Here is a 26,819-nt window from a genome sequence, read left to right as displayed (position 1 = left end):
CCCGGTCGTACAAGTCGGCAGGCGCTCGACCGCTCGCTCGGTCGTACAAGATGGCAGAATCGAGGGACGCCGTTCATACGGGATGGCGCACTTCTCCGCGATGCGGTCCGCCGCACCGCCCGCCCTCTGCCGAAGGCCCTACGGTTCACCATGCCGCCCACCCTCGCCTCGCTCATCCAGCACTCGGCGCTCAACCTCACTGTGCGTGCGGGTGAGGACCGGCTCCAGACCCCTGTCCGCTGGGTGCACGCGAGCGAGCTCGCCGACCCCGTGCCGTACATGGAGGGGGGCGAGCTGCTCCTCGTCACCGCGACGACGCTGGACGCCGAGGATCCCGAGGCGATGGCGGGCTATGTGCGGCGGCTGGTGGGCGCCGGGGTGGTCGGGCTCGGGTTCGCCGTCGGGGTCAACTACGAGGACGTTCCCGAGGCGCTCGTCGAGGCCGCGCGGTCGGCGGGGCTTCCGCTGCTGGCCGTGCCCCGGCGCACACCGTTCCTCGCCATCAGCAAGGCCGTCTCGGCGGCCATCGCGGCCGACCAGTACCGGGCGGTGACCGCGGGCTTCGAGGCCCAGCGGGAACTGACCAGGGCCGCGCTCGCCGACGGTCCCGCGGCGCTGCTGGCCCGGCTCGCCGCGCATGTGGACGGCTGGGCGGCGCTCTACGACGCGACCGGCACCGTCGTCGCCGCCGCGCCCGATTGGGCCGCGCGGCGGGCGGCCCGGCTGACCGCCGACGTGGAGCGGCTGCGGGAGCGGCCCGCGCCCGCGAGCGCGGTGGTCGGGGGCGCGGACGACCGGGTGGAGCTCCAGTCCCTGGGCACGGGGAGACGGGTGCGGGGCGCGCTGGCCGTCGGGACGGCGGCGCCGCTCGGCACGGTGGAGCGGTACGCGGTGCACTCGGCCATCGCCCTGCTGACGCTGACGACGGAGCGCTCGCGTGCCCTTCAGGCGGCGGAACAGCGGCTGGGCGCCGCGGTGCTGCGGATGCTGCTGTCCGGGCAGCCGGACCATGCGCGGGCGGTGGCGGGCGATCTGTACGGGGGCCTGCTGGACGCGCCGTTCCGGCTGATGATCGGCGAGTCGGCGGAGTCCGCGCCTGACGCGGGGGCCGATCATCCGCTCCAGGTGCTGGCCGAGGCGCTGGAGGCGGCGGCCGCGCGGGCGGGCGAGGCAGTACTGGCGGTCCCGGACGGCGAGGGGCGGCTCGCGGTGCTTGCGGTGGACGGCGGGGCGGTGGTCACGGCGGCCGAGGGATACGCCCGACGGGAGGCGGAGGAAGCCGGCGTGGTCGTCGGGCTCTCGGCGCCGACGGGGCCGATCGCGGCGGCGGGCGCGTACAAACAGGCCGAACAGGCACTGTCGGTGGCGCGCCGGCGCGGCCGGGCACTCGTCGAGCACGAGGAACTGGCGACCGGATCCATCCTTCCTCTGCTGGCGGACGACGCGGTACGGGCCTTCGCGGACGGCATGCTGCGCGCACTGTACGAACACGACGCCAAGGGCCGCGGGGACCTGGTGGCCTCCCTCCGGGCATGGCTGTCCCGCCACGGCCAATGGGACGCGGCAGCAGCCGACCTGGGCGTCCACCGCCACACCCTGCGCTACCGCATGCGCCGAGTAGAAGAGATCCTGGGCCGCTCCCTGGACGACCCGGACGCCCGCATGGAACTGTGGCTGGCCCTAAAAACAACCAAGCCCTCGGAATAGCACCCCCACCCGTCGCCGCTGCCCGCCCGGGGGGCGTGGGCGCCGGCGACTGTCCTGCCGCCGGCAGGGCTCGGGTCGCGAGGCCGGTGGGCGTGGGGGGCCGGGGGCTTGCATCCGGTTTCGGGGAGGGGCGGGGTGGGGGAGACACCGCCCCGCGCACGACAAAGCGGCACAACCGACCGCCCCCACCACTCCACCCCGGACAAACGACCCCCCGCCCCCGCACCCCTACCGTGGGACGCAGACACGCAGACACCCCCGACTACTCGGAAGGGCCGGAACTCGCAATGACTTCCACCCACGCCTTCTGGCTCGCCGGCCGCCAGGCCACCGGCGAGGACACCCTCGACGTCACCTCCCCCTGGGACGGCCGGCTCGTCGGCACCGTCGCCGTTCCGACCGAGGATCAGGTCGAGGAGGCCGTCGCCGCCGCGCACGCCGTGCTGGACGAGTTCGCCGCGACCCCCGCGCATGTACGGGCCGCCGCCCTCGACCACGTCTCGCGCAGGCTCGTCGAGCGCACCGAGGAGATCGCCCAGCTGATCTCCGCCGAGAACGGCAAGCCCCTCAAGTGGGCACGGGGCGAAGTCGGCCGCGCCGTCTCCGTGTTCCGCTTCGCCGCCGAGGAAGCCCGCCGCTTCAACAGCGGCGACGCCCAGCGCCTCGACACCGACGCCGGCGGCGCCGGCCGCCTCGCCCTGACCCGCCGCTTCCCCCGCGGCGCCGTCCTCGGCATCGCGCCGTTCAACTTCCCGCTCAACCTGTGCGCCCACAAGATCGCCCCCGCCATCGCCGTCGGCGCCCCGATCATCCTCAAGCCCGCCCCCGCGACCCCGCTCTCCGGCCTGCTCCTCGGTGAGCTGCTGGCCGAGACCGATCTGCCGGCCGGCGCCTGGTCCGTCCTGCCCGTGCCGAACGACCGGATGCCCGCCCTCGTCCAGGACGAGCGGCTGCCGGTGATCTCTTTCACCGGCTCCGACAAGGTCGGCTTCGCGATCATGGACTCCGTCCCGCGCAAGCACTGCACGCTCGAACTCGGCGGCAACGGCGCGGCCGTCGTCCTCGCCGACTACGCGAGCGAGAGGGACCTCGACTGGGCGGCGACCCGGATCGCCACGTTCTCGAACTACCAGGGCGGCCAGTCCTGCATCTCCGTGCAGCGCGTGATCGCCGACGCCTCGGTGTACGAACGCCTCGTACCCAAGATCGTCGCCGCCGTCGAGACCCAGGTCACCGGCGACCCCGCCACGGACACCACCGACGTGGGACCGCTCGTCAGCGAGGACGCGGCCAAGCGGGTCGAGTCGTGGGTCGACGAGGCCGTACGGGCCGGCGCCCAGCTGCTCACCGGCGGCAAGCGGGACGGCGCGACCTACGCGCCCACCGTGCTCTCCGAGGTCCCCGAGGACGTCACGATCTCCTGCGAGGAGGTCTTCGGCCCGGTCCTCACGCTGCGCCGGATCGAGAGCGAGGCCGAGGCCTTCGCCGCGGTCAACGACTCCAAGTACGGCCTCCAGGCAGGCGTGTTCACCCACGACTTGCAGGCCGCGTTCCGCGCCCACCGCGCTCTTGAGGTGGGCGGCGTGATCGTCGGCGACGTCCCCTCGTACCGCGCGGACCAGATGCCGTACGGCGGCGCCAAGCAGTCCGGCGTCGGCCGCGAGGGCGTGCGCTTCGCGATGGACGACTACACGTACGAGCGCGTCATGGTGCTGACGGGCCTGGCCCTCTAGGAGCCAAGCCCGCCCCCGCACCACCAGGAACGGCCGGAGCCCGCTCACCGCGAGCGGCTCCGGCCGTTCCCGTACGTCAACGTCAACGTCAACGCCGGCGGCAACGGCAACCGCTCCGCCCACAACTGGTGCAGGCGGCAGGAATCGGGTAGATACGGACGAGTAGAACCGGCCGGTAAAACCATCATTGGACCCGACTCCGCGGCGAGGTGAGTTCCTCATGTCCGCCCCATCCGCCCCATCCGAAGCATCCGCACCGCAGGAACCGCAGGGCAAGCCCAAGGTCACCGAGCGAGAAGCACGCCAGGTCGCCGAGGCCGCCCGTGAGCAGGGCTGGCGCAAGCCCAGTTTCGCCAAGGAGATGTTCCTCGGCCGCTTCCGGCTCGACCTCATCCATCCGCACCCGATGCCCGCCTCCGAGGACGTCAGGCGCGGTGAGGAGTTCCTCGCGAAGCTGCGCGCCTTCTGCGAGACGAAGATCGACGGCGCCCTGATCGAGCGCGAGGCCAAGATCCCCGACGAGGTGGTCAACGGCCTCAAGGAACTGGGCGCGCTCGGTATGAAGATCGACACGAAGTACGGCGGGCTCGGCCTCACCCAGGTGTACTACAACAAGGCCCTGGCTCTCGTCGGATCCGCCAGCCCCGCGATCGGCGCGCTGCTCTCCGCCCATCAGTCGATCGGCGTACCGCAGCCGCTCAAAATCTTCGGCACCCAGGAGCAGAAGGACACCTTCCTGCCGCGCCTGGCCCGTACCGATATCTCGGCCTTCCTGCTCACCGAGCCCGATGTGGGCTCCGACCCCGCCCGGCTGGCGACGACGGCCGTCCTGGACGGCGATACGTATGTCCTCGACGGCGTGAAGCTGTGGACGACCAACGGTGTCGTCGCCGACCTGCTCGTGGTGATGGCCCGAGTGCCCAAGTCCGAGGGCCGCAAGGGCGGCATCACGGCGTTCGTCGTCGAGGCCGACTCCCCGGGCGTCACCGTCGAGAACCGCAACGCCTTCATGGGCCTGCGTGGCCTGGAGAACGGCGTGACCCGCTTCCACCAGGTCCGCGTCCCCGCCACGAACCGGATCGGCCCCGAGGGCGCCGGCCTCAAGATCGCCCTCACCACCCTCAACACCGGCCGTCTCTCGCTGCCCGCGATGTGTGTGGGCGCGGGCAAGTGGTGTCTGAAGATCGCCCGCGAATGGTCCGCCGCACGCGAGCAGTGGGGCAAGCCCGTCGCCCAGCACGAGGCTGTGGGCGAGAAGATCTCCTTCATCGCCGCGACCACGTTCGCGCTGGAGGCGGTGGTCGACCTGTCCTCCCAGATGGCCGACGAGGACCGCAACGACATCCGTATCGAAGCGGCCCTGGCCAAGCTGTACGGCTCCGAGATGGGCTGGCTGATGGCCGACGAACTGGTCCAGATCCGCGGCGGCCGCGGCTTCGAGACGGCCGACTCCCTGGCGGCCCGCGGCGAACGCGCCGTACCCGCCGAGCAGATGCTCCGCGACATGCGCATCAACCGTATCTTCGAGGGCTCCACGGAGATCATGCATCTGCTGATCGCCCGCGAGGCGGTCGATGCCCATCTCGCGGTCGCAGGCGACATCATCGATCCGGACAAGTCGCTGTCCGACAAGGCGAAAGCCGGTGCGCAGGCGGGCAAGTTCTACGCGCGCTGGCTGCCGAAGCTGGTCGCGGGACCGGGCCAGCTGCCGCGCTCGTACGCCGAGTTCCACCCCGCCGGCTTTCCGGACCTGTCAACGCATCTGCGCTACGTCGAACGCAACTCCCGCAAGCTCGCACGCTCCACCTTCTACGCCATGTCGCGCTGGCAGGGACGGATGGAGACCAAGCAGGGCTTCCTCGGCCGGATCGTCGACATCGGCGCGGAGCTGTTCGCGATGAGCGCGGCCTGCGTACGGGCCGAACTGCTGCGTACGAGCGGGGAACACGGCCGCGAGGCGTATCAACTGGCCGATGTCTTCTGCCGGCAGGCCCGTATCCGCGTCGAGGAGCTCTTCAACCGGCTCTGGTCCAACACGGACGAAGTGGACCGCAAGGTCGTGGACGGCGTCCTCTCCGGCACGTACGCCTGGCTGGAGGAGGGCATCATCGACCCGAGCGGCGAGGGCCCCTGGATCGCGGACGCGACGCCGGGCCCGTCCGCACGGGACAACGTCCACCGGCCGGTCCGGTGAGACCGGCCGATCAGGTGAGACCCGCCGAGCCGCTCCGCCGTTGAACCGCTGAGGTCCCGGCCGGGTCACGTCCGTACGGCGGACGTGACCCGGCCGTCTCGCGTCACATCGGTCAGTTGAACGGGTCCAGCGTGATGTACGCCTGCTGCGGGTTGCTGTCGTTCACCAGCGACTCGTAGTTGCCGACATCGTCGAAGGCGAAGGCGTACGCCTTGCCGTCAGCCATCTGCGCGTGAATCTTCCGGGCGTAGTGGTTGGTCACCGTGTCCAGATAGAAGTTCGCCGAGCTCGTGTCGGGCTGGTTGGGGTTGACCAGCAGAGTGGACCGGTTGAAGCCCGCGCACAGCGTGCGCGAGATCGGGCCGCGTACGAGATCGTTGGGCGCGTCCAGCAGCTTGTAGCAGCCGAAGATGCTGTCGGCGTCCGGCTTCTGGAACGAGGTGACGACCGCTCCGGAGCTGTTCGTGAAGTTCATGACGTTGCCGGAGACCCGGCCGAAGTACTTGGTGTTCGGCTGGTCGCCGAACGGCGTCACCGTCAGTGTCGAGGTGGCGTACTTGGCCCACACCCGGTTGATGTAGTCGTCCATCACACCGGCCGGCAGGGCGCCCGACTCGACGCCGTGACCGGGCGCGAGGGCACGCAGGACGGTGCCGTCGGAGCGGGTCTGGATCAGATTGGCCCAGCCGCCCGGCTGACCCCTGAGGGAGTTGAAGAAGCCGTTGTAGCCGCCGGCCTTGAGGTGGCCGGTGGTCTTGGTGGTGCCATTGGGAATCTTGACCCCGACGGCGTACGGCGCCGAGAACATGTCGACCTGTGTGCTGTTGATCCACAGTCCGGCGTCATTGAGCGTGTACTCGGTCCAGTTGAACAGAATGTCCCGGTTCGGATCGGCCGGGTTCTGCACCGCGGGCTGCACGAGACCGCCGGTGGTCAGCTTGAAGACGAGCTTCTGACCGTACGAGAAGTAGACCCGGCCGGAGAACTTCGGCATCCGGATCGTCGTGGACTGCCCGTTGGCCGGCCCGGCGATCGACGCGTCGGGCGCCGGTGTGGGCGGATTGCCCCCGGCGGGCCAGGCGTGGAACGTCCCGTTCGCGTCGGCCCAGCCCTGCTGGCCCGTCGTGAGCAGCGTCCCGAGGTTGTAGATGTAGACCGGGTCCGTGCGCCCGGAGTTGTTGGTGATGGTGAGCGGAATGGTCGTGGGAACCGCCGCTTCGGCAGCGACCGCGGGTCCGGCGGACGTGACGCCGGTGAACCCGGCGGCATAGATCACCGCGGCGGCCAGGGACGCCAGCAACTGTCTGGTACGGAACACGCTCTACCTCCTGCAGTGTGGGGTTGAGAGCGCTCTCAGAATCGGCCCACGGCTGAGACCTGTCAATGAAGCGGTCCCAACTTGCCTAATTCCCAACGACGTTGACCTGACGGAGAGTTTCACGCCGGCCGGCCACGAAGCGCGGGGCCGAGGTCACGTCCAGCGGCATCGAACCGCCCTGTGTCACGATGCCCCCACCAACAAGGGGGGCACGCATGAGCGAAGCACTAGGCGTCGGCGGACACGTCGCCTTCGACGGCCAGTACGTCACCATCACCCGCAAGGGATTCCTCGCCCGCGCCACCGTCGGCAAAGGCGAAAAGCGCCTGCACGTCTCGCAGATCGGCGCCATTCAATGGAAGCCGGCCGGCCCCATCATGAACGGCTTCATCCAGTTCACCCTCCCCGGAGGGAACGAGCGCCTCAGCCACTTCGGCAGCCAGACGTCCAGCGCCGGTAAGGACGAGAACAGTGTCGTCTTCGACAAGAAGCGTCAGCCCGAGTTCGAGGTCCTTCGCTCAGATGTCGAAGCGGCTATCGTCCAGCATCACGCCCCGAAACCTTCCGGAGCCCCGGCCGCTGAATCGCTGGCCGACGAGCTGACCAAACTGGCCGCGCTCCGCGACCGGGGTGTCCTGAGCCCGCAGGAGTTCGAGCAGCAGAAGGCGCGTCTTCTCGGCTGACCGCCGACCCCACCGACCGACCCGGCCGCTTCCCCGGTGCGGCTGGTCTGCCCTACGCGCTCGTCGGTTGCGGGGGTGCTGTTCGCCGTCACGATCTATCTGATCCGGCAGCTCGGTACCTCGTGACCTCGCGCCCGTCATGCCGCACAATCGAGCGTCGAGCGCGATCAACTCATCACGGGGGCAGGGATGTTCGGGACAGGGACGAAGCAGCGGCGGCGGGGGCTCGTGGCCGTGGTGGTGGGGGGCGTGCTGGTCGGGGCGGGTGCGTGCGGTGGTGACGACGGCAAGGCCGGGAAGAGCGGCGCCACGTCCTCCGCCATACCCACCTCCGTGCCGGCCGGTGGACGCGCGCCGCTCACCGAGAAGCAGCTCACCACCGTCTCCTTCACCGACGGCGAGAAGATCGGCGCGTACACCGCCTCCGACTACTCCCTCGGCGCGCCCCTCGGTGAGGACTACACCGCCGAGCCCGCCGTCTGCCAGCCGCTGGTCAGCCTCACCAAGGGCGCCACCGCGTTCGGCCCCGCCGCCGAGGTCCACCGCAAGGTCGACATCCCCGACGAGATGCTCGGCCTCACCGTCGGCGTACAACTGCGGTCGTACGCGGCTCAGGACGCGACCGGCGTCATGAAGGCCCTGGAGACCGCGGGCCGGCAGTGCGCCGGCGGCTTCACCGAGGTCCGGGCGATGGTGCGGGCGACCTACCTGAAGGTGGAGCCCGCCAAGGCGCCGGATCTGGGGGACGAGGCGGCGGCGTACCGCTTCACGATCCTCGACGTGAAGGGGAAGCTGAAGCTGTACGAGTACCTGACCGTCATACGGTCCGGCTCCACCACGCTCGCCTTCCGCGCGGAGATCACCGGCACCAAGGACGTCGGGGGAGTGCCCGAGGAGATCGTCCGGGCCCAGTGGCAGAAGTTCCGGTCCGCCGCACCGGCCCCGGGCGCTAAGAAGACCACCGCGAAGACCCAAGGCACCGCGAAGACCAAAGACCCCGAGGAGAATCAAGACAGCGCAAAGACCCGGGCCCCGGGAGAGGCCGGAAAAGCCGGGAAGAAGGGAAAGAAGGGCTCATAGCCCCGCGCACAAGCACCGCACAGGCGCATTCACAGGGGCGCGCTGTCTTCCCGTAGCGCGTATGAGGCAAGAATGGGGGGCATGAGCGACAGTCCAGCCCCTCTCGCCGATCCACATATCGCCTTCGGGCCGACCGAAGGCCGCCGGGACCTCGTCGTCCTCGGCTCCACCGGATCCATCGGCACCCAGGCCATCGACCTGGTCCTGCGCAACCCCGAACGCTTCCGTGTCACCGCGCTCTCCGCCGCGGGCGGACGCGTGACGCTGCTCGCCGAGCAGGCGCGGCGGCTGCGGGTCCGTACCGTCGCGGTCGCGCGCGAGGAGGTGGTGCCCGCGCTCCGGGAGGCGCTGCGGGCGGAGTACGGGACGGGCGAGCCGATCCCCGAGATCCTCGCCGGGCCTGACGCGGCCACCGAACTGGCCGCGGCGGACTGCCACACCGTGCTCAACGGCATCACCGGGTCCATCGGACTCGCCCCCACGCTCGCCGCTCTCACGGCGGGCCGGACGCTCGCTCTCGCCAACAAGGAATCGCTGATCGTCGGCGGCCCGCTGGTCAAGGCACTGGCGAGGCCCGGCCAGATCATTCCCGTCGACTCCGAGCACGCCGCGCTCTTCCAGGCGCTGGCCGCCGGCACCCGCGCCGATGTGCGCAAGCTCGTGGTCACGGCGTCCGGCGGGCCCTTCCGGGGCCGTACGAAGGCCGAGCTGGCGGACGTCACCCCCAAGGACGCCCTCGCGCACCCCACCTGGGCCATGGGCCCGGTGATCACGGTGAACTCCGCGACCCTCGTCAACAAGGGTCTCGAAGTCATCGAGGCGCATCTGCTGTACGACATTCCCTTCGAACGCATTGAGGTGGTCGTCCACCCTCAGTCGTATGTCCATTCGATGGTGGAATTCAGCGACGGCTCGACCCTGGCCCAGGCGACCCCGCCCGATATGCGCGGGCCGATCGCCGTCGGTCTCGGCTGGCCGCTACGGGTGCCGGACGCCGCCCCCGCCTTCGACTGGACCAAAGCCTCGACCTGGGAATTCTTCCCGCTCGACGGGGACGCCTTCCCGTCCGTGGGACTCGCCAGGCAGGTCGGAACGCTGGGCGGCACGGCCCCGGCGGTGTTCAATGCCGCGAACGAGGAGTGCGTGGACGCGTTCCTGTCGGGCCGGCTGCCGTTCAACGGCATCATGGATACGGTCACCGAGGTCGTCGCGGAGCACGGTCACCCTCGTACGGGAACCTCGCTCACCGTGGCGGACGTCCTTGAGGCGGAGACCTGGGCCCGCGCCCGGGCCCGTGAAATGGCAGAGAAATTCAGCGAAGAACGGCCAGCGGAGGCTCGCGCATGACGATCCTGTTGACGGTCCTCGGCATTGTGCTGTTCGCCGTGGGACTGCTCTTCTCCATCGCCTGGCACGAACTGGGCCATCTGTCGACGGCCAAGCTGTTCGGCATCCGGGTGCCCCAGTACATGGTCGGCTTCGGGCCGACCATCTGGTCGCGGAAGAAGGGCGATACGGAGTACGGGCTCAAGGCGATCCCGCTCGGCGGCTACATCCGCATGATCGGGATGTTCCCGCCAGGACCCGACGGCCGGATCGAGGCCCGCTCCACCTCACCCTGGCGCGGCATGATCGAGGACGCCCGCTCGGCGGCCTTCGAGGAGCTGCAGCCCGGCGACGACACCCGCCTCTTCTACACGCGCAAGCCGTGGAAGCGCGTGATCGTGATGTTCGCGGGTCCGTTCATGAACCTCATCCTCGCGGTCGTGATCTTCATCGGCGTCGCGATGAGCTTCGGTTTCCAGACCCAGACCACCGAGGTCGCCGGCGTCCAGCAGTGCGTCATCTCGCAGAGCGACAAGCGGGACACCTGTGAGAAGGGCGACAAGATCTCGCCCGCCCGCGCCGCCGGCCTCAAGGAGGGCGACAAGATCGTCGCCTTCAACGGGCAGCGCGTCGAGGACTGGTCCACGCTGTCGAACCTGATCCGTAAGACGATCGGCCCGGCCACCATCACCGTCGACCGTGACGGCACGGAGAAGGTCCTGCACGCCACGCTCGCCAAGAACGTGGTCGCCGAGAAGGACTCCGACGGAGAGATCGTCCCGGACAAGTACGTCCCCGCCGGCTATCTCGGCTTCGCCGCCTCCACCGAGATCGTCCCGCTCTCCTTCCCCCAGTCCGTGGACCGCATGGGGACCATGATCGGAGACGGCGTCGAGTCGATCGTCGCTCTTCCCTCCAAGATCCCCGACCTCTGGAGCGCGGCCTTCGGGGACGGTCCGCGCAAGGACGACTCGCCGGTCGGCGTGGTCGGCGCGGCACGCATCGGCGGCGAGGTGATGACGCTGAACGTCCCGGCGCAGAACCAGATCGCGATGATGCTGTTCCTGCTCGCGGGCTTCAACCTCTCCCTCTTCCTCTTCAACATGCTGCCGCTGCTCCCGCTCGACGGCGGTCATATCGCGGGCGCGCTGTGGGAGTCGCTGCGGCGCAAGCTCGCGCGGGTCTTCAGGCGGCCCGACCCGGGCCCGTTCGATGTGGCGAAGCTGATGCCCGTCGCCTATGTCGTGGCGGGGATCTTCATCTGCTTCACGCTGCTCGTCCTGGTCGCCGACGTCGTCAACCCCGTCAAGATTTCCTAGCGGCGCTACCGACCGGGCGGAATCTGGTTCTGCCCGTTTCGCGGCGGCCGGGCACCTTTCGTGTCCGGCCGCTCACGACCTGGTGCGGGTCGTTACCTTTGGGCCGATTTTTCGTGGGGATGTGCTCCGGCGGCGCGCGGTGGCGTAATCTCGGGGGCTGGAGCCCGCCGATCTCGGGACCTTGATCCACACCTTGGGGTTGCACAGCAGATGACTGCAATTTCGCTCGGAATGCCGTCCGTTCCGACCAAGCTCGCAGACCGAAGGGTCAGCCGGAAGATCCAGGTCGGGTCGGTCGCGGTCGGTGGGGACGCACCGGTGTCGGTGCAGTCGATGACGACGACGCGTACGTCCGACATAGGGGCGACGCTGCAGCAGATCGCCGAGTTGACGGCGTCGGGCTGTCAGATCGTGCGCGTGGCGTGTCCGACCCAGGACGACGCGGACGCGTTGGCGACGATCGCGCGGAAGTCACAGATTCCGGTGATCGCGGATATTCATTTCCAGCCGAAGTACGTGTTCGCGGCGATCGACGCGGGCTGTGCGGCGGTACGGGTCAACCCCGGGAACATCAAGCAGTTCGACGACAAGGTGAAAGAGATCGCGAAAGCGGCTCTGGCATCGCGGACACCGATCCGCATCGGGGTCAACGCCGGTTCGCTGGACGCGCGTCTGCTGAAGAAGTACGGCAAGGCGACTCCCGAGGCGCTGGTGGAGTCGGCGCTGTGGGAGGCGTCACTGTTCGAGGAGCACGGCTTCCAGGACATCAAAATCTCCGTCAAGCACAACGACCCGGTCGTGATGGTCAACGCCTACCGGCAGTTGGCGGCTCAGTGCGACTACCCGCTGCACCTGGGTGTGACGGAGGCCGGTCCGGCGTTCCAGGGCACCATCAAGTCCGCGGTGGCTTTCGGCGCGCTGCTGGCCGAGGGCATCGGCGACACGATCCGGGTCTCGCTGTCGGCGCCGCCGGTCGAGGAGGTCAAGGTCGGCCTTCAGATCCTGGAGTCGCTGAATCTGAAGCCGCGCCGGCTGGAGATCGTCTCGTGCCCCTCCTGCGGCCGGGCCCAGGTCGACGTGTACAAGCTGGCGGACGAGGTGACGGCCGGTCTCGAAGGCATGGAGGTCCCGCTGCGCGTGGCCGTCATGGGCTGTGTGGTGAACGGTCCCGGTGAGGCCCGTGAGGCCGATCTCGGGGTCGCGTCCGGCAACGGCAAGGGCCAGATCTTCGTCAAGGGTGAAGTCATCAAGACCGTGCCGGAGTCGAAGATCGTGGAGACCCTGATCGAAGAGGCCATGAAGATCGCCGAGCAGATGGAGCGGGACGGAATCCCCTCCGGAGAGCCCGAAGTCTCCATCAGCTGACGCCTCTCGGCCGGCGCCGGCCCCCTCGGCCGACCGCCGCCACGTTCCGTAACGGGTTCCCCAGCCGCCGCCCCCGGGCATTGGCTGGGGAACCCTCTGTTGTGAGCGGCACGCCGGGAAACCGGCGGGTACAGTGCGGAGAATCAGCAGACCGTATGGTGAGGCCCCCTCGTGTTGACGCAGACCACCACCCGGGTCCTCGAGCCCGGCGAACTCGGCGCCGCGCTCGCCATCCTGGAGAGCGAGCCCGTCGACAACGCCTTTGTGACATCCCGCGTACAGGTAGCGGGACTTGACCCCTGGCGCCTCGGCGGCGAGATGTGGGGCTGGTACGCGGACGGACGGCTCCGCTCACTCTGCTACTCCGGCGCCAATCTCGTCCCCATCTGCGCCACCCCCGAGGCCGTGCGCGCCTTCGCCGAACGCGCCCGCAGAAGCGGCCGCCGCTGCTCCTCGATCGTCGGTCCCGCCGAGCCCACCACCCAGCTGTGGCAGCTGCTGGAGCCCAGCTGGGGCCCCGCCCGTGAGGTCCGCTCCCACCAGCCGCTGATGGTCACCGAGCAGCTCTCCGCGACGGTCGCGCCCGACCCCCTCGTACGCCGGATCCGTAAGGACGAGCTGGAAGTGATCATGCCGGCCTGCGTGGCGATGTTCACCGAGGAGGTCGGCATCTCGCCGCTCGCGGGCGACGGCGGGCTGCTCTATCAGGCGCGCGTGGCCGAACTGGTCGGCTCCGGAAGGGCGTTCGCCCGGATAGACGACGGCCGGGTCGTCTTCAAGGCCGAGATCGGCGCGGCCACCCCGCAGGCCTGCCAGATCCAGGGCGTCTGGGTCGACCCCGCGTACCGCGGCCGGGGCCTGTCCGAGTCGGGCATGGCGGCGGTCGTACGGTACGCGCTCGCCGATGTGGCGCCCGTGGTGAGCCTGTACGTGAACGACTACAACACCCCGGCCCGCGCCTCGTACCGCCGCGTCGGTTTCCGTGAAGTGGGCGCCTTCATGAGCGTGCTCTTCTGAAAGTAGGGTTCGGCTCATGCTGAGCATTCCCGGGAACAACCCCCGGACCCCGGACGTACAGGTAGGGCCGGTCGATCTCGCCGCGCGCGTCGACGAGGCGCTCGCCGTGCAGGCCCTCGCCTTCGGGCTCAGCGACGACGAGATCGGGGTACGCCGCCATATCGTGCTCCGTCATCTGCTCTACCCCGGCTGCCGCGCCCTCGGCGCGACCACCGCGTCCGGCCGGCTCGTCGGGTTCGTGTACGGCCTGCCGAACGACCGGGCCCACTGGTGGTCCACGATCGTCGAGCCGTATCTGCGCACCACCGGCTCCGACGGCTGGCTCGACGACTCCTTCGTGATCACCGAGCTGCATGTCCACCCGGAGTTCCAGGCGCGGGGCATCGGCCGCGCCCTGATCACCACCCTCGCGAACGGCGCCGCGCAGCCGCGGTCGATCCTGTCCGCGATCGACACGGAGAGCCCGGCCCGGCGGCTGTACCGCACCCTCGGTTACGAGGACCTGGCCCGCCAGGTCCTCTTCCCCAGCGCCCCCAAGCCGTACGCCGTGATGGGAGCCCCGCTCCCGCTGCCCGCTCCCGCTGCTCGGAGCCGGTGAGCGCCGTATCTGATTTCCGCCTGCCGGTGCGCCCCGGCTAACCTCCTGGCATCAGCCGACAGAACGCAGGAGTGCTCCCCATGTCCCAGGTCCAGCGCATGTCCCGTTTGATGGTCAAGACATTGCGCGACGACCCGGCGGACGCCGAGACCCTCAGCCACAAGCTGCTCGTCCGCGCCGGATACGTCCGCCGCACGTCCGCCGGCATCTGGAGCTGGCTGCCGCTGGGCAAGAGGGTCCTCGACAACATCTCGCGCGTGGTCCGCGAGGAGATGGACGCGATCGGCGCGCAGGAGGTGCTGCTGCCCGCGCTGCTGCCCAGGGAGCCCTACGAGGCCAGCGGGCGCTGGGAGGAGTACGGCGATCTGCTGTTCCGCCTCAAGGACCGCAAGGGTGGGGACTACCTGCTGGGCCCGACGCACGAAGAGATCTTCACGCAGGTCGTCAAGGACCAGTGCACGTCCTACAAGGACCTGCCGGTGATGCTCTACCAGATCCAGACGAAGTACCGCGACGAGGCCAGGCCGCGCTCCGGCGTGCTGCGCGGCCGTGAGTTCCAGATGAAGGACTCGTACTCCTTCGACTCCACGGACGAGGGCCTGGCCGAGTCGTACGCGCTGCACCGCGCGGCGTACCAGAAGATCTTCGCCCGTCTCGGCCTCGACTACCGGATCGTCTCCGCGGTCTCCGGCGCGATGGGCGGCTCGGCTTCGGAAGAGTTCCTGGCCCCGGCCGCGGCGGGCGAGGACACGTTCGTGGACTGCCCGGCGTGCGACTACGCCGCCAACACGGAGGCGGTCACGTTCGCCGCCCCGGCGGCCGACGGCGCCGGGCACGGGCCGGTCGAGGAGCTGGACACCCCGGACACCCCGACCATCGAGACGCTGGCCGCGCACCTCGGCGTGCCGGCCTCGGCGACGCTCAAGAACCTGCTCGTCAAGGTCGACGGCGAGATCACCGCGGTCGGCGTCCCCGGCGACCGCGAGGTGGACCTCGGCAAGCTCGGCGAGCACCTCGCGCCCGCGGTGGTGGAGCTGGTGACGGCCGAGGACTTCGAGGACCGTCCCGATCTCGTACGGGGCTATGTCGGCCCGCAGGGCCTCAAGATCCGCTACATCGCGGATCCGCGCGTCGCGCCCGGCACCGCCTGGGTCACCGGCGCCAACAAGCCCGACACGCATGCCCGCAATGTGGTGAGCGGACGGGACTTCGAGGTCGACGACTACCTCGACGTGGTCGTCGTCGAGGAGGGCGACCCCTGCCCGGCGTGCGGTACGGGCCTCAAGCTCGACCGCGCGATCGAGATCGGCCACATCTTCCAGCTCGGCCGCAAGTACGCGGACACCTTCCAGCTGGACGTGCTGGGCCAGCAGGGCAAGCCGGTCCGCGTGACCATGGGCTCGTACGGCATCGGCGTCTCGCGCGCCGTGGCGGCCCTGGCCGAGCAGACGGCCGACGAGCAGGGTCTGTGCTGGCCCCAGGAGATCGCCCCGGCGGACGTGCATGTCGTCGCGGCGGGCAAGGCGCTCCAGACGGAGCTGGCGCTCGACGTCTCCGAGCAGCTCGCGGCGGCCGGCCTGCGCGTGCTGGTGGACGAGCGCCCCGGCGTCTCCCCGGGCGTGAAGTTCACCGACGCCGAACTGATCGGCGTCCCGCACATCCTGGTGGCGGGCCGCCGCTCCGCCGAGGGCGTCGTGGAACTGAAGGACCGCCGCACGGGCGAGCGCGAGGAGCTGACGGTCGCGGACGCCATCGCCCGCCTCACGGCCTGACGGCCTGCGCTTCCCACGGCCGGCCGCCCACGGGCCGCCGGCCGTGGGAAGCGAGAGGGCTGAGGGCCTAGAGCCAGCCCGCGAACTCCAGCAGCAGTTCCGCGCTCTGGCGGCGGCCGGTGCGCAACGCCCGGACGCCTGATTCCACCGCGCGGAAAAGCGTCCAGCCGCGCAGCCGTTCGTGGTCCAGGTCCAGCGAGTCGGCGAGCTTGTTGACGCGGCGGCGGGCCGACGAGGCGCCGGACGACGCCGCCACCAGGTCTTCCACGCGGTCGCGCACCAGCCGGGCCAGGTCGTAGGCGCACTCGCCGACGAGCGGCTCCGGGCCGACCGCGAGCCAGGGGGCGCGGTCGCCCGCGAGGACCTTGCCCTGGCGGAAGGCGCCGTGCAGGAGCCGCACCTCGGTGGAGGGGGCGGCGCAGAGCTCGTCGCGCGCCGCCAGGGCCGCGGAGACGAGGGACGTGAGGGTCTCGTCGCTCGTCGCCCGCAACGCCGACGCCTGACGTGCGGTCCGCTCGGTGACCGTCTCGAAGCCATGGTCCACGGGCGGGTCGACCCACAGCCGGCGTACCGTACCCGCCGCTTCGAGCAGCGCCTTCGCCTCGGGCAGGGACCGCAACGACATCTCGGGGTGCAGGCGCTCCAGGAGCAGCGCGCCGTCAGCGGCGTCGAGCAGTTCCACCGCCCCCCAGCCCTTCCAGTGCGCCAGCGCCGCCCGCTCCAGCGAGGGAGCCGCGAACGGCGGGGCGATCTTGAGCGTGGCGGGGGAGCCGTCGGGCTGCCGTACGAGCATCACCAGGCTGCTCCTGCCACCCGGCGCCATCACCCGCTCGACGTCCAGCTCCCGCCGGGCGACCGCCTCGTCGGCCAGGGCGGGCAGCTGCCCGAGCCAGTCGGCGGCGGCCGCGTCCCCGTACGTCTCGCCGAGCGTGCGCACCAGACGCTGCGGCGGTTCGAAACCCATACGTGCGTAGTTCCCTTTCAGAGCCCGAAGAGGCTCACGCGCGCTCGGCGAGCCCAGGAAAGGCTACGCCGCTCCCGCGCCAGCGCACCGCGCGTACCGCCGCCTCGCGTAACGCCCCCGCGGCCTCCCGGCGCAGGGGCCCTTCCGCGGCCCGTACGAGATCGGAGTAGACGCCCGCGATCCGGTCCTCCAGACCTGCGGCCAGCCGTACGGCGGCGGCGGAGTCGGGGACCGCGAACGGCAGGGCGTATGCGGCCGCCGCCACGGCCGGTTCGCCGCCGAGGTCGCGCACGGTCCGCGCGAGGGAGTCACGCCGGGCCCGGTGCGCGGCGTACGCGGCGGTGGCCTCGGCGCGGCGGTCCTCGCCGACCCGGCCGCCGACGACTCCGTACCCGTACACGGCGGCATGCTCCGCGGCGAGTGCGGCCTGCGCGGCTTTCAGCGCACCGGTGCTCACGAGCGGGATCCTTCCGTCAGCAGATAGGCGTGCGCGGCGCTCGCCGCCGCGAGGGAGGCCAGCAGCCGGGCCAGCTCCGGAGGCGCCTCCATGAGCGCGGAGGTGTGCGCGGCGGCGGTACGGCGCTCGGCCGCGGCGAGCGCCTTGAGCGCGTCCGCCGGTTCGTCCGCGACGACCGCCGAGCCGGGGGCCGCCGTCTTGGCCGGGGTGGCGGAGGCGGACGGCTTCGCGCTCCCGGGCGCCTTCGGCGCCAGCGCGCTCACATGCCGTGCGACAGCGGCCCGCAGCGGAGCCAGCTGCTCGCTCTCCCCCGGATGCAGCTCCAGCACGGCGTCGTACTGTCCCAGCAACGCGCGGCTGGTGCCGAAGGAACGGAGCCGCAGCGCGCTCTCGGCCCGGGCGGCGGCCGCCGGCCCCCCGGCCCCGCCGTCGGCGGGATCCGTCGAGGAACAGGCGGTCAGCAGACCCGCCGCCGAGGCGCTCGCGGCCATGAGCGCATGCCTCCGTGTCGTCCCCGTGCGCCCCACGCGTCTCTCCTCGGGCATCGCGATGATCATGGCAGGCGAGCGTACCCGCGGGTCATCCACAGGTGGACGGCAACACCCCTTGGGACCGGATACCCTTTGGTCTGACACACGACGATCCCACAACAGCAGACGCGGCCGAGGAGTCACCCGGATGAGCACCACCCAGAGCGAAAGGCTGCGCGGACTGCTGGAACCGCTCGTCAGCGCGAAGGAACTCGATCTGGAAGAGGTCGAGGTGTCCCGGGCAGGCAGGCGTCGTGTGCTGAGAGTCGTGGTGGATTCCGACGAGGGCGTGGACCTCGACGAGTGCGCCGAGCTGAGCCGCACCATCTCCGAGAAGCTCGACGAGACGGATGCGATGGGCGAGGACGAGTACCAGCTCGAAGTGACCTCGCCGGGAGCGGAGCGCCCGCTGACCGAGCACCGCCACTATCTGCGTGCCGTCGGCCGGCTGGCCAAGTTCCAGCTGAACGAGGACGGCGAGCTGGTGGCCCGCATCCTCACCGTGGACGACGAGGGACTCGACCTCGAAGTGCCGGGCGTGAAGGGGCGCAAGCCGACCGCCCGCCGTATCGAGTTCACGCAGATCGCCAAGGCGCGCGTGGAGATCGAGTTCAACCGCAAGGACAAGAAGGAAGAGGAGGCGTAGCCGTGGACATCGATGTGAAGCTCCTGAAGGGCTTGGCACAAGAGAAGGAGATCCCCTTCGATCTGCTGGTCGAGGCGATCGAATCGGCCCTCCTCATCGCCTACCACCGCACGGAGGGCAGCCACCGGCGGGCCCGTGTCGTGCTCAGCCGGGACAACGGCCATGTCACGGTGTGGGCCAAGGAGGACCCGGCCGATCTGGAGGAGGGGCAGGAGCCCAAGGAGTTCGACGACACCCCGTCGGACTTCGGCAGGATCGCCGCGACCACCGCCCGCCAGGTCATCCAGCAGCGGCTGCGGGACGCCGAGAACGACGTCACCTTCGGCGAGTACGCGCGCCGGGAGGGCGACATCGTCGCCGGCCTGGTCCAGCAGGGCAAGGACCCGAAGAACGTCCTCGTCAGGCTGGACGACAAGCTGGAGGCCATCCTTCCGGTGCAGGAGCAGGTGCCGGGCGAGGAGTACACGCACGGTCTGCGGCTGCGTACGTACGTGGTCCGCGTGGCCAGGGGGGTACGCGGGCCTTCGGTGACGCTGTCCCGTACGCACCCCAATCTGGTGAAGAAGCTCTTCGCGCTGGAGGTCCCGGAGATCGCGGACGGCTCGGTCGAGATCGAGGCAATCGCCCGCGAGGCCGGCCACCGCACCAAGATCGCGGTCCGGTCGACACGATCCGGTCTCAATGCCAAGGGCGCCTGCATCGGCCCGATGGGCGCGCGCGTCCGCAATGTCATGGCCGAACTGCTCGGCGAGAAGATCGACATCGTCGACTGGTCGGACGACCCGGCCGAGATGGTGGCGAACGCGCTGTCGCCGGCCAGGGTCAGCAAGGTCGAGGTTGTCGACCTCGGTGCTCGCTCCGCGCGGGTGACCGTGCCGGACTACCAGCTGTCGCTGGCGATCGGCAAGGAAGGCCAGAACGCCCGGCTCGCCGCCCGGCTCACCGGCTGGCGCATCGACATCCGCCCGGACACGGAGCAGACGGACGACGACGACCGTGACCGGGGCGGTGACCGTGACCGGGGCGCCGACCGTGACCGCGGTGGCGACCGTGACCGGGGCCGCGACCGCGGCTGATACCCGCGCAGCATGACCCGCGGAGAGATCCTGTCGCGCCGCGGCAGGATCTCTCCGGTCATCGACGCGATCTTTTTGGCCAGCAAGTGTTCGAATCTTGCCCCGAACGGGTGAGGTCGGTGCGGGGAGGTAGACTTGAGCGTGTCTGGCCGGACGAGCGACCGAGCCTGCCCTGAGCGAACCTGCGTGGGGTGCCGGGAGCGAGCGGCCAAGAGCGATCTGCTGCGCATCGTGGTGATCGAAGAACAATGTGTTCCCGATCAACGCGGTAGGCTGCCCGGCCGGGGTGCGTATATGCACCCCGCCTTGGGTTGTTTCGATCTGGCGGTCCGCCGCCGTGCGTTCCCCCGGGCCTTCCGGGTCCAGGGACCGCTCGACAGCGCGGAGCTGCGCCGGACCGTTCAAGCAATCACAGCGCAGGCAGCACCGTAAGAAGAAGTACGGCACGGAGCCCCGTGCGGTTCAAGTACCTCGCGAGTTGGAAGTAGGTCGAGATTGCGATGAGCACTCGATGAGTACGCGATGAGTACGCCCATGAAGTAGCGACGGTCCGGCGGTAACCCGGACCTAAAAGGAGCGAAGTGGCTAAGGTCCGGGTATACGAACTCGCCAAGGAGTTCGGCGTAGAGAGCAAGGTCGTCATGGCCAAGCTCCAAGAACTCGGTGAATTCGTCCGTTCGGCGTCGTCGACGATCGAGGCGCCGGTTGTACGCAAATTGACTGATGCCCTGCAGGGGCCCGGTGGCAACGGCGGCAAGACCGCCGCGAAGCCCGGTGCGCCCCGCAAGGCGACCCCCGCCAGGCCCGCCGCGCCCTCTCCGGCGCAGGCGGCACGTCCCGCTGCCCCCAAGCCCGGTGTCCCGGCCCCCAAGCCGGCCGCCGCCGAGGTCCCCAAGAGCAGCACCCCCTCCACCGCGCCGAGCCCCGGACCGCGTCCGGCCCCGGCCGCCCCGCGTCCCGCCGCGGCCGCGCCGAAGCCGGCGCCCGCCGCTCCGGCCGTCCCGGAGTTCACCGCGCCCCCGTCGGCCCCGGCCGCCGGTCCCCGGCCCGGTGCGACCCCCGGCCCGCGTCCCTCCACCCGTCCGACGGGTGGCCAGGGTGGCGAGCGCCAGGGCGGCGACCAGCGTCAGGGTGGTGACCAGCGCCAGGGAGATCAGCGCCAGGGCGACCAGCGTCAGGGCGGCCGCTCCGGCGGAGCGCGCCCCGGTGGTCAGGCCCCGCGTCCCGGCGCCCGCCCCGCGGGCCCGCGTCCGGGCAACAACCCCTTCACATCAGGTGGTTCCACCGGCATGGCGCGCCCGCAGGCGCCCCGTCCCGGCGGTGCCCCGCGTCCCGGTGGCCCCGGTGCCCCCGGTGGCGCCCGTCCGCAGGGCGCCGGTCAGGGCGGTCCCCGTCCGCAGGCCGGTCCCGGTGGACAGAGCGGCCGGCCCACCCCCGGTGGTATGCCGCGTCCGCAGGCTCCCCGTTCCGCGGGCGGCCCCGGCGGCGGCCCCGGTGGTAACCGTCCGAACCCGGGCATGATGCCGCAGCGTCCCGCGGCCGGTCCTCGTCCCGGCGGCGGCCCCGGTGGTGGCCGTGGTCCCGGTAGCGCAGGTCGTCCCGGTGGCGGCGGCGGTGGCGGCGGTCGTCCCGGTGGTGGCGGCGGCTTCGCAGGTCGTCCCGGCGGCGGTGGCGGCGGTGGCTTCGCCGGTCGTCCCGGTGGCGGTGGCGGCGGCGCTCCGGGTCGTCCCGGTGGCGGCGGCGGTTTCGGTGGCGGCGGTGGCCGTCCCGGTTTCGGCGGACGTCCGGGTGGTCCCGGCGGCCGTGGTGGCACACAGGGCGCGTTCGGCCGTCCCGGCGGGCCCGCCCGTCGTGGCCGTAAGTCGAAGCGGCAGAGGCGCCAGGAGTACGAGGCCATGCAGGCCCCGTCCGTCGGCGGTGTGATGCTGCCTCGCGGCCAGGGCCAGACGGTCCGGCTGTCGCGCGGTGCGTCGCTCACCGACTTCGCGGAGAAGATCAACGCCAACCCGGCGTCGCTCGTCGCCGTGATGATGAACCTCGGCGAGATGGTCACTGCCACGCAGTCCGTCTCCGACGAGACCCTCCAGATGCTCGCCGGCGAGATGAACTACGTCGTCGAGATCGTCAGCCCGGAGGAGGAGGACCGCGAGCTGCTCGAGTCCTTCGACATCGAGTTCGGCGAGGACGAGGGCGGCGAGGAGTTCCTCGTGTCCCGTCCGCCGGTCGTGACCGTCATGGGTCACGTCGACCACGGTAAGACCAGGCTGCTGGACGCGATCCGCAAGACGAATGTCGTCGCGGGCGAGGCCGGCGGTATCACGCAGCACATCGGTGCGTACCAGGTCGCCACGGACGTCAACGGTGAAGAGCGCAAGATCACCTTCATCGACACCCCGGGTCACGAGGCGTTCACCGCCATGCGTGCCCGTGGTGCGAAGTCCACCGACATCGCGATCCTGGTGGTCGCGGCCAACGACGGTGTGATGCCTCAGACGATCGAGGCGCTCAACCACGCCAAGGCCGCGGATGTCCCGATCGTGGTCGCGGTCAACAAGATCGACGTCGAGGGCGCGGACCCGACCAAGGTGCGCGGCCAGCTGACCGAGTTCGGTCTCGTGGCCGAGGAGTACGGCGGCGACACCATGTTCGTCGACATCTCCGCCAAGCAGGGCCTGAACATCGACAGCCTGCTGGAGGCCGTGGTCCTCACCGCGGACGCCTCGCTCGACCTCCGGGCCAACCCGGAGCAGGACGCGCAGGGTATCGCCATCGAGGCGCACCTCGACCGTGGTCGCGGCGCCGTCGCCACCGTGCTCGTCCAGCGCGGCACGCTGCGCGTCGGCGACACGATGGTCGCCGGTGACGCGTACGGCCGTGTCCGGGCGATGCTCGACGACAACGGCAACAACGTCGAGGAAGCGGCGCCTTCGACGCCGGTCCTGGTCCTGGGTCTCACCAACGTCCCCGGCGCCGGCGACAACTTCCTGGTCGTCGACGAGGACCGCACCGCCCGGCAGATCGCCGAGAAGCGTGCCGCTCGTGAGCGGAACGCGGCCTTCGCCCGCAGGGGTGTCCGGTTCTCCCTGGAGAACCTGGACGAGGCCCTCAAGGCCGGCCTGGTGCAGGAACTCAACCTCATCATCAAGGGCGACGCGTCCGGTTCGGTGGAGGCTCTCGAGTCCTCGCTGCTCCAGCTCGACGTCGGCGACGAGGTCGACATCCGGGTCCTGCACCGCGGTGTGGGTGCGGTCACCGAGTCGGACATCGACCTGGCCATGGGCTCCGACGCCATCGTGATCGGCTTCAACGTGCGCGCCGCTGGGCGTGCCGCGCAGATGGCCGAGCGCGAAGGTGTGGACGTCCGCTACTACTCGGTCATCTACCAGGCGATCGAGGAGATCGAGGCTGCCCTCAAGGGCATGCTCAAGCCGGAGTACGAAGAGGTCGAGCTCGGTACGGCGGAGATCCGCGAGGTCTTCCGCTCGTCCAAGCTGGGCAACATCGCGGGTGTTCTCATCCGCTCCGGCGAGGTCAAGCGGAACACCAAGGCCCGGCTCGTCCGCGATGGCAAGGTCATCGCGGAGGACCTCAACATCCAGGGTCTGCGCCGCTTCAAGGACGATGTCACCGAGATCCGCGAAGGCTTCGAGGGCGGTATCAACCTCGGAAACTTCAACGACATCAAGATCGACGACGTCATCGCGACGTACGAGATGCGCGAGAAGCCGCGCGGCTGACACACAGCAACCGCTCCGGGGCCGATCGACGGGAAGTATTTCCGTCGATCGGCCCCGGCCGCTGCGTGTACGGTTCTTGTGCCCCTGCCAAGCGCTGGCAGGCGTCTGAACCCGTACCGGCGGGACATCCGGATGTGCATGTATGTGGGGACGCTGTCCTTCGATCTGCTCCTCGGCGACGTACGGTCGTTGAAGGAGAAACGCTCCGTCGTCCGGCCGATCGTCGCCGAGCTCCAGCGTAAATTCGCGGTGAGCGCGGCGGAGACCGGCGACCAGGACCTCCATCGCAGGGCCGAGATCGGTCTGGCGGTGGTGTCCGGCGACTGGGGGCATCTCACGGATGTGCTGGACCGGTGTGAGCGCCTGGTCGCCGGCCATCCCGAAGTGGAGCTGCTGTCGGCACGACGGCGGCTGTACGGCGACGATGACTGACCCGGCGCCACGACTGACCTGCTCGACAAGAAACCCAGAAGGAAGAGTGACGGACCGGTGACCGACAACGCGCGGGCCCGCAAGCTGGCCGATCGGATCCAGGTCGTGGTCGCGGAGACCCTGGACCGGCGTATCAAGGACCCGCGACTGGGCTTCGTGACCATCACGGACGCCCGGGTCACGGGCGACCTGCGGGAGGCCACGGTCTTCTACACGGTCTACGGCGACGACGAGGAGCGTGCGGCCTCCGCGGCGGCTCTGGAGAGCGCCAAGGGCGTCCTCCGCTCCGAGGTGGGCCGCCAGACCGGCGTCCGCTTCACACCGACGCTGGCATTCGTCCCCGACGCCCTGCCGGACAACGCCCGCACCATAGAGGATCTCCTCGACAAGGCGCGTGCCAAGGACGCGGAGGTTCGGGAGGTGTCGACCGGCAAGACCTACGCGGCCGGGGCCGACCCGTACCGCAAGGACGAGGACGAGGACGACGACACGGACGGCGCCGCCGCGGAATGACTCAGCAGACCAGGACGCCCGACGGGCTTGTCATCGTGGACAAGCCGTCGGGCTTCACTTCGCACGACGTCGTCGCCAAGATGCGCGGGATCGCCAAGACCCGGCGCGTCGGCCACGCGGGCACACTCGACCCCATGGCGACGGGCGTCCTCGTCCTCGGCGTGGAGCGGGCCACCAAACTCCTCGGGCATCTCGCGCTGACCGAGAAGGAGTACCTCGGCACGATCCGGCTGGGGCAGGACACCGTCACCGACGACGCGGAGGGGGAGATCACCTCCTCCACCGACGCGTCCGCGGTCGGCCGAGAGGCCATCGACGCCGGGATCGCGGCCCTGAGCGGCCCGATCATGCAGGTGCCGTCGAAGGTCAGCGCGATCAAGATCGACGGCAAGCGGTCGTACGCGCGCGTGCGCGGCGGCGAGGAGTTCGAGATCCCGGCCCGTCCGGTGACCATCTCGTCGTTCCGGCTGTACGACGTCCGCGAGGGCGTCGCGGAGAACGGCACCCCGGTCCTCGATCTGGTCGTCTCCGTCGTCTGCTCCTCCGGTACGTACATCCGCGCCCTCGCCCGTGACCTCGGCGCGGGCCTCGGGGTCGGCGGTCATCTCACCGCGCTGCGCAGGACCCGGGTGGGTCCGTACGCGCTCGACGCGGCGAAGACGATCGACCAGCTCCAGGAGGAGCTGACCGTCATGCCGGTGGCCGACGCCGCCGCGGCCGCGTTCGCACGCTGGGACGTGGACGAGAAGACGGCCAAGCTGCTGCTCAACGGCGTACGGCTCGACATGCCCTCGTACGAGACGGGGCCGGTCGCCGCGTTCGATCCCGAGGGGCGCTTCCTGGCCCTGGTCGAGGAGCAGCACGGCAAGGCGAAGAGCCTCGCCGTCTTCGGCTGACCCGGTGGCCCCGTGGAGCGGACAGGCACGCCTGCCCGCTCCACGGTCCCCCTCCGAGAGGGGTCTGTCCGCCGCGCACCCGTCTTTCACCCCTCCGGGCAGGCGCTTGGGGGGCACTGCGGGTGCACTCGGGGGGCGCGTTCGGTTCCGGTGCCGATGCGGGCAGCCGACGCCGGGCATGGCAGTCTTAGAGCTGCGTAATCAGCAATGACGTACACGTTTTCGTGCGAGGAGCGGTCACAGTGCAGCGCTGGCGTGGCTTGGCGGACATTCCCCAGGACTGGGGGCGCAGCGTCGTCACCATCGGCTCCTACGACGGGGTGCACCGCGGGCACCAGCTGATCATCGGCCGGGCCGTGGAGCGGGCGCGGGAGCTGGGCGTGCCGTCGGTCGTCGTGACCTTCGACCCGCACCCCAGCGAGGTGGTACGGCCCGGCAGCCACCCGCCCCTGCTCGCCCCCCACCACCGGCGTGCGGACCTGATGGCGGAGCTGGGCGTGGACGCGCTGCTGATCCTGCCGTTCACCCTCGACTTCTCGAAGCTGTCGCCGGCCGACTTCATCGTCAAGGTGCTGGTCGACAAGTTGCACGCCCGCGCCGTCATCGAAGGCCCGAACTTCCGCTTCGGCCACAAGGCGGCGGGCAATGTCGCCGTCCTGTCCGATCTCGGCGTGACGTACGACTACGAGGTCGAGGTCGTCGACCTGTACGTCACCGGCGAGGCGGGCGGCGGCGAGCCCTTCTCGTCCACCCTGACCCGCAGGCTGGTCGCCGAGGGCGACGTCGCCGGCGCCGCCGAGATCCTCGGCCGGCCGCACCGCGTCGAGGGCGTGGTGGTACGCGGCGCGCAGCGCGGACGCGAGCTCGGCTACCCGACGGCCAACGTGGAGACCCTGCCCCACACGGCGATCCCGGCGGACGGGGTCTACGCGGGCTGGCTCACGGCCGACGGCGAGCGCATGCCGGCGGCGATCTCGGTCGGCACGAACCCGCAGTTCGAGGGGACGGAACGGACGGTGGAGGCGTACGCCATCGACCGCGTCGGGCTGGATCTGTACGGGCTCCATGTGATGGTCGACTTCTTGTCGTACGTCCGGGGCCAGCAGAAGTTCGAGTCGATCGAAGCACTGCTGGAAGCCATCGCGGACGACGTAAAACGCTCCCGAGCCCTAACCAAGGAGCATGACGCGTAGCGCGTCTGAGGGCGCGGTGGTCCTTGGCGGGGGCCGGTTCTCGGGTGCGGGTTGTCGCCGGGTGCGGGGCGCCGTCCGGCGGGGTGCGGTGGTCTTGGCCGGGTGCGGGTTGTCGCCGGGTGCCGGGTAGGGGTGGTGTCCTGGACTGCATGATTTACGGCGCGTGCGGACCGGATAACTGGTGCGGCTTGTCGAGCGCCACAAATCACGCTCTACGTCCTGGACACCACCCCTACCCGCCCCCCTTCACCTCCCGCACAGAC

The 26,819-nt window shown here is 70.4% G+C and carries 23 protein-coding genes; 19 read left to right on the top strand and 4 right to left on the bottom strand.

The features are described from left to right. The first annotated feature begins 150 nt into the window (after positions 1–150). The 3 genes from ACFVWW_RS33505 to ACFVWW_RS33495 all read left to right on the top strand — a co-directional run bounded on the left by ACFVWW_RS33505 (position 151) and on the right by ACFVWW_RS33495 (position 5,634). Positions 151–1,707, top strand: a complete 1,557-nt coding sequence (locus ACFVWW_RS33505; RefSeq protein WP_386878307.1) for a PucR family transcriptional regulator — start codon at positions 151–153, stop codon at positions 1,705–1,707. A 287-nt stretch (positions 1,708–1,994) separates the two neighbouring features. After that, positions 1,995–3,440: an aldehyde dehydrogenase family protein gene (locus ACFVWW_RS33500; RefSeq protein WP_386878308.1), complete on the top strand. Its 1,446-nt coding sequence runs from the start codon at positions 1,995–1,997 to the stop codon at positions 3,438–3,440. A 220-nt stretch (positions 3,441–3,660) separates the two neighbouring features. Continuing rightward, positions 3,661–5,634: an acyl-CoA dehydrogenase family protein gene (locus ACFVWW_RS33495; protein ID WP_386878309.1), complete on the top strand. Its 1,974-nt coding sequence runs from the start codon at positions 3,661–3,663 to the stop codon at positions 5,632–5,634. Positions 5,635–5,746: 112 nt separating this feature from the next. Here ACFVWW_RS33495 and ACFVWW_RS33490 read toward each other — a convergent pair whose 3' ends face one another. After that, positions 5,747–6,952, bottom strand: coding sequence for a glycoside hydrolase family 64 protein (locus ACFVWW_RS33490; RefSeq protein ID WP_384336961.1), 1,206 nt, complete (start codon positions 6,950–6,952; stop codon positions 5,747–5,749). Between the two features lie 215 nt (positions 6,953–7,167). Between ACFVWW_RS33490 and ACFVWW_RS33485 the strand changes: the two genes are divergently transcribed. The 8 genes from ACFVWW_RS33485 (at position 7,168) to ACFVWW_RS33450 (ending at position 16,112) form a co-directional block, all read left to right on the top strand. Further along, a complete protein-coding gene (locus ACFVWW_RS33485; RefSeq protein ID WP_386878310.1) occupies positions 7,168–7,635 on the top strand; it encodes a DUF4429 domain-containing protein in 468 nt (155 codons plus the stop codon). Positions 7,636–7,824: 189 nt separating this feature from the next. After that, positions 7,825–8,715, top strand: coding sequence for a hypothetical protein (locus ACFVWW_RS33480; protein ID WP_386878311.1), 891 nt, complete (start codon positions 7,825–7,827; stop codon positions 8,713–8,715). Between the two features lie 72 nt (positions 8,716–8,787). After that, positions 8,788–10,062: a 1-deoxy-D-xylulose-5-phosphate reductoisomerase gene (dxr, locus tag ACFVWW_RS33475; RefSeq protein WP_386878312.1), complete on the top strand. Its 1,275-nt coding sequence runs from the start codon at positions 8,788–8,790 to the stop codon at positions 10,060–10,062. Further along, complete coding sequence (locus tag ACFVWW_RS33470; protein ID WP_384192873.1) at positions 10,059–11,360, top strand: M50 family metallopeptidase; 1,302 nt, start codon at positions 10,059–10,061, stop codon at positions 11,358–11,360. Before dxr ends, ACFVWW_RS33470 begins: the two co-directional genes overlap by 4 nt. A 210-nt stretch (positions 11,361–11,570) precedes the next feature. Beyond that, complete coding sequence (ispG, locus tag ACFVWW_RS33465; RefSeq protein WP_384192876.1) at positions 11,571–12,725, top strand: flavodoxin-dependent (E)-4-hydroxy-3-methylbut-2-enyl-diphosphate synthase; 1,155 nt, start codon at positions 11,571–11,573, stop codon at positions 12,723–12,725. A 171-nt stretch (positions 12,726–12,896) separates the two neighbouring features. After that, the gene (locus tag ACFVWW_RS33460; protein ID WP_386878313.1) at positions 12,897–13,742 is read left to right on the top strand and encodes a GNAT family N-acetyltransferase; all 846 of its coding nucleotides are present in this window, start codon (positions 12,897–12,899) and stop codon (positions 13,740–13,742) included. A 16-nt stretch (positions 13,743–13,758) separates the two neighbouring features. Beyond that, entirely contained in the window at positions 13,759–14,340 is a 582-nt protein-coding gene (locus tag ACFVWW_RS33455; RefSeq protein ID WP_384192882.1) for a GNAT family N-acetyltransferase, read from the top strand. Between the two features lie 80 nt (positions 14,341–14,420). Next, complete coding sequence (locus tag ACFVWW_RS33450) at positions 14,421–16,112, top strand: proline--tRNA ligase (RefSeq protein WP_386878314.1); 1,692 nt, start codon at positions 14,421–14,423, stop codon at positions 16,110–16,112. 67 nt (positions 16,113–16,179) lie between these two features. On the opposite strand, the gene ACFVWW_RS33445 is transcribed toward ACFVWW_RS33450, so the two are convergent. From ACFVWW_RS33445 to ACFVWW_RS33435, 3 genes are read right to left on the bottom strand one after another with little or no spacing between them, the layout of a single operon-like run. Continuing rightward, on the bottom strand, positions 16,180–17,076 hold the full coding sequence (locus tag ACFVWW_RS33445) for an aminoglycoside phosphotransferase family protein (RefSeq protein WP_384192887.1): 897 nt from the start codon (positions 17,074–17,076) through the stop codon (positions 16,180–16,182). A 34-nt stretch (positions 17,077–17,110) separates the two neighbouring features. Beyond that, on the bottom strand, positions 17,111–17,533 hold the full coding sequence (locus ACFVWW_RS33440) for a DUF4439 domain-containing protein (protein WP_384336975.1): 423 nt from the start codon (positions 17,531–17,533) through the stop codon (positions 17,111–17,113). Continuing rightward, the gene (locus ACFVWW_RS33435; protein WP_386878315.1) at positions 17,530–18,024 is read right to left on the bottom strand and encodes a hypothetical protein; all 495 of its coding nucleotides are present in this window, start codon (positions 18,022–18,024) and stop codon (positions 17,530–17,532) included. The genes ACFVWW_RS33440 and ACFVWW_RS33435 overlap by 4 nt, the downstream gene beginning before the upstream one ends. Before the next feature lie 187 nt (positions 18,025–18,211). On the opposite strand from ACFVWW_RS33435, the gene rimP reads away from it, so the two are divergent. The 8 genes from rimP to ACFVWW_RS33395 all read left to right on the top strand — a co-directional run bounded on the left by rimP (position 18,212) and on the right by ACFVWW_RS33395 (position 26,556). Then, on the top strand, positions 18,212–18,709 hold the full coding sequence (rimP, locus tag ACFVWW_RS33430) for a ribosome maturation factor RimP (RefSeq protein WP_384192893.1): 498 nt from the start codon (positions 18,212–18,214) through the stop codon (positions 18,707–18,709). A gap of 2 nt (positions 18,710–18,711) precedes the next feature. Continuing rightward, positions 18,712–19,785: a transcription termination factor NusA gene (nusA, locus tag ACFVWW_RS33425; RefSeq protein WP_386878316.1), complete on the top strand. Its 1,074-nt coding sequence runs from the start codon at positions 18,712–18,714 to the stop codon at positions 19,783–19,785. Between the two features lie 141 nt (positions 19,786–19,926). Next, the gene (locus ACFVWW_RS33420; RefSeq protein ID WP_384192906.1) at positions 19,927–20,217 is read left to right on the top strand and encodes a YlxR family protein; all 291 of its coding nucleotides are present in this window, start codon (positions 19,927–19,929) and stop codon (positions 20,215–20,217) included. Between the two features lie 149 nt (positions 20,218–20,366). Continuing rightward, on the top strand, positions 20,367–23,522 hold the full coding sequence (gene infB, locus ACFVWW_RS33415; RefSeq protein ID WP_384336981.1) for a translation initiation factor IF-2: 3,156 nt from the start codon (positions 20,367–20,369) through the stop codon (positions 23,520–23,522). A gap of 138 nt (positions 23,523–23,660) precedes the next feature. Further along, positions 23,661–23,954: a DUF503 domain-containing protein gene (locus ACFVWW_RS33410; RefSeq protein WP_384192909.1), complete on the top strand. Its 294-nt coding sequence runs from the start codon at positions 23,661–23,663 to the stop codon at positions 23,952–23,954. A gap of 57 nt (positions 23,955–24,011) precedes the next feature. Then, positions 24,012–24,467, top strand: a complete 456-nt coding sequence (rbfA, locus tag ACFVWW_RS33405; protein ID WP_384192899.1) for a 30S ribosome-binding factor RbfA — start codon at positions 24,012–24,014, stop codon at positions 24,465–24,467. Next, complete coding sequence (gene truB / locus ACFVWW_RS33400; protein ID WP_384336985.1) at positions 24,464–25,363, top strand: tRNA pseudouridine(55) synthase TruB; 900 nt, start codon at positions 24,464–24,466, stop codon at positions 25,361–25,363. The genes rbfA and truB overlap by 4 nt, the downstream gene beginning before the upstream one ends. A gap of 242 nt (positions 25,364–25,605) precedes the next feature. Next, positions 25,606–26,556 (top strand): bifunctional riboflavin kinase/FAD synthetase, encoded by a 951-nt coding sequence (locus ACFVWW_RS33395; protein ID WP_384192905.1) that lies wholly within the window; start codon positions 25,606–25,608, stop codon positions 26,554–26,556. The last annotated feature ends 263 nt before the right edge of the window (positions 26,557–26,819 follow it).

It is taken from the genome of Streptomyces sp. NPDC058198, from assembly GCF_042882605.1.
GTDB lineage: Bacteria > Actinomycetota > Actinomycetes > Streptomycetales > Streptomycetaceae > Streptomyces.
Note: the sequence above shows the minus strand (reverse complement) of the source record. Positions and strands in the feature narration are given on the sequence as shown.

Excerpts from the sequence above, each read along its gene's own strand:
- ACFVWW_RS33505 (WP_386878307.1), top strand. The coding sequence starts at position 151 with ATGCCGCCCACCCTCGCCTCGCTCATCCAGCACTCGGCGCTCAACCTC.
- ACFVWW_RS33500 (WP_386878308.1), top strand. The coding sequence starts at position 1,995 with ATGACTTCCACCCACGCCTTCTGGCTCGCCGGCCGCCAGGCCACCGGC.
- ACFVWW_RS33495 (WP_386878309.1), top strand. The coding sequence starts at position 3,661 with ATGTCCGCCCCATCCGCCCCATCCGAAGCATCCGCACCGCAGGAACCG.
- ACFVWW_RS33485 (WP_386878310.1), top strand. The coding sequence starts at position 7,168 with ATGAGCGAAGCACTAGGCGTCGGCGGACACGTCGCCTTCGACGGCCAG.
- ACFVWW_RS33480 (WP_386878311.1), top strand. The coding sequence starts at position 7,825 with ATGTTCGGGACAGGGACGAAGCAGCGGCGGCGGGGGCTCGTGGCCGTG.
- dxr (WP_386878312.1), top strand. The coding sequence starts at position 8,788 with ATGGGGGGCATGAGCGACAGTCCAGCCCCTCTCGCCGATCCACATATC.
- ACFVWW_RS33470 (WP_384192873.1), top strand. The coding sequence starts at position 10,059 with ATGACGATCCTGTTGACGGTCCTCGGCATTGTGCTGTTCGCCGTGGGA.
- ispG (WP_384192876.1), top strand. The coding sequence starts at position 11,571 with ATGACTGCAATTTCGCTCGGAATGCCGTCCGTTCCGACCAAGCTCGCA.
- ACFVWW_RS33455 (WP_384192882.1), top strand. The coding sequence starts at position 13,759 with ATGCTGAGCATTCCCGGGAACAACCCCCGGACCCCGGACGTACAGGTA.
- ACFVWW_RS33450 (WP_386878314.1), top strand. The coding sequence starts at position 14,421 with ATGTCCCAGGTCCAGCGCATGTCCCGTTTGATGGTCAAGACATTGCGC.
- ACFVWW_RS33445 (WP_384192887.1), bottom strand. The coding sequence starts at position 17,076 with ATGGGTTTCGAACCGCCGCAGCGTCTGGTGCGCACGCTCGGCGAGACG.
- ACFVWW_RS33435 (WP_386878315.1), bottom strand. The coding sequence starts at position 18,024 with ATGGCCGCGAGCGCCTCGGCGGCGGGTCTGCTGACCGCCTGTTCCTCG.
- rimP (WP_384192893.1), top strand. The coding sequence starts at position 18,212 with ATGAGCACCACCCAGAGCGAAAGGCTGCGCGGACTGCTGGAACCGCTC.
- ACFVWW_RS33410 (WP_384192909.1), top strand. The coding sequence starts at position 23,661 with ATGTATGTGGGGACGCTGTCCTTCGATCTGCTCCTCGGCGACGTACGG.
- truB (WP_384336985.1), top strand. The coding sequence starts at position 24,464 with ATGACTCAGCAGACCAGGACGCCCGACGGGCTTGTCATCGTGGACAAG.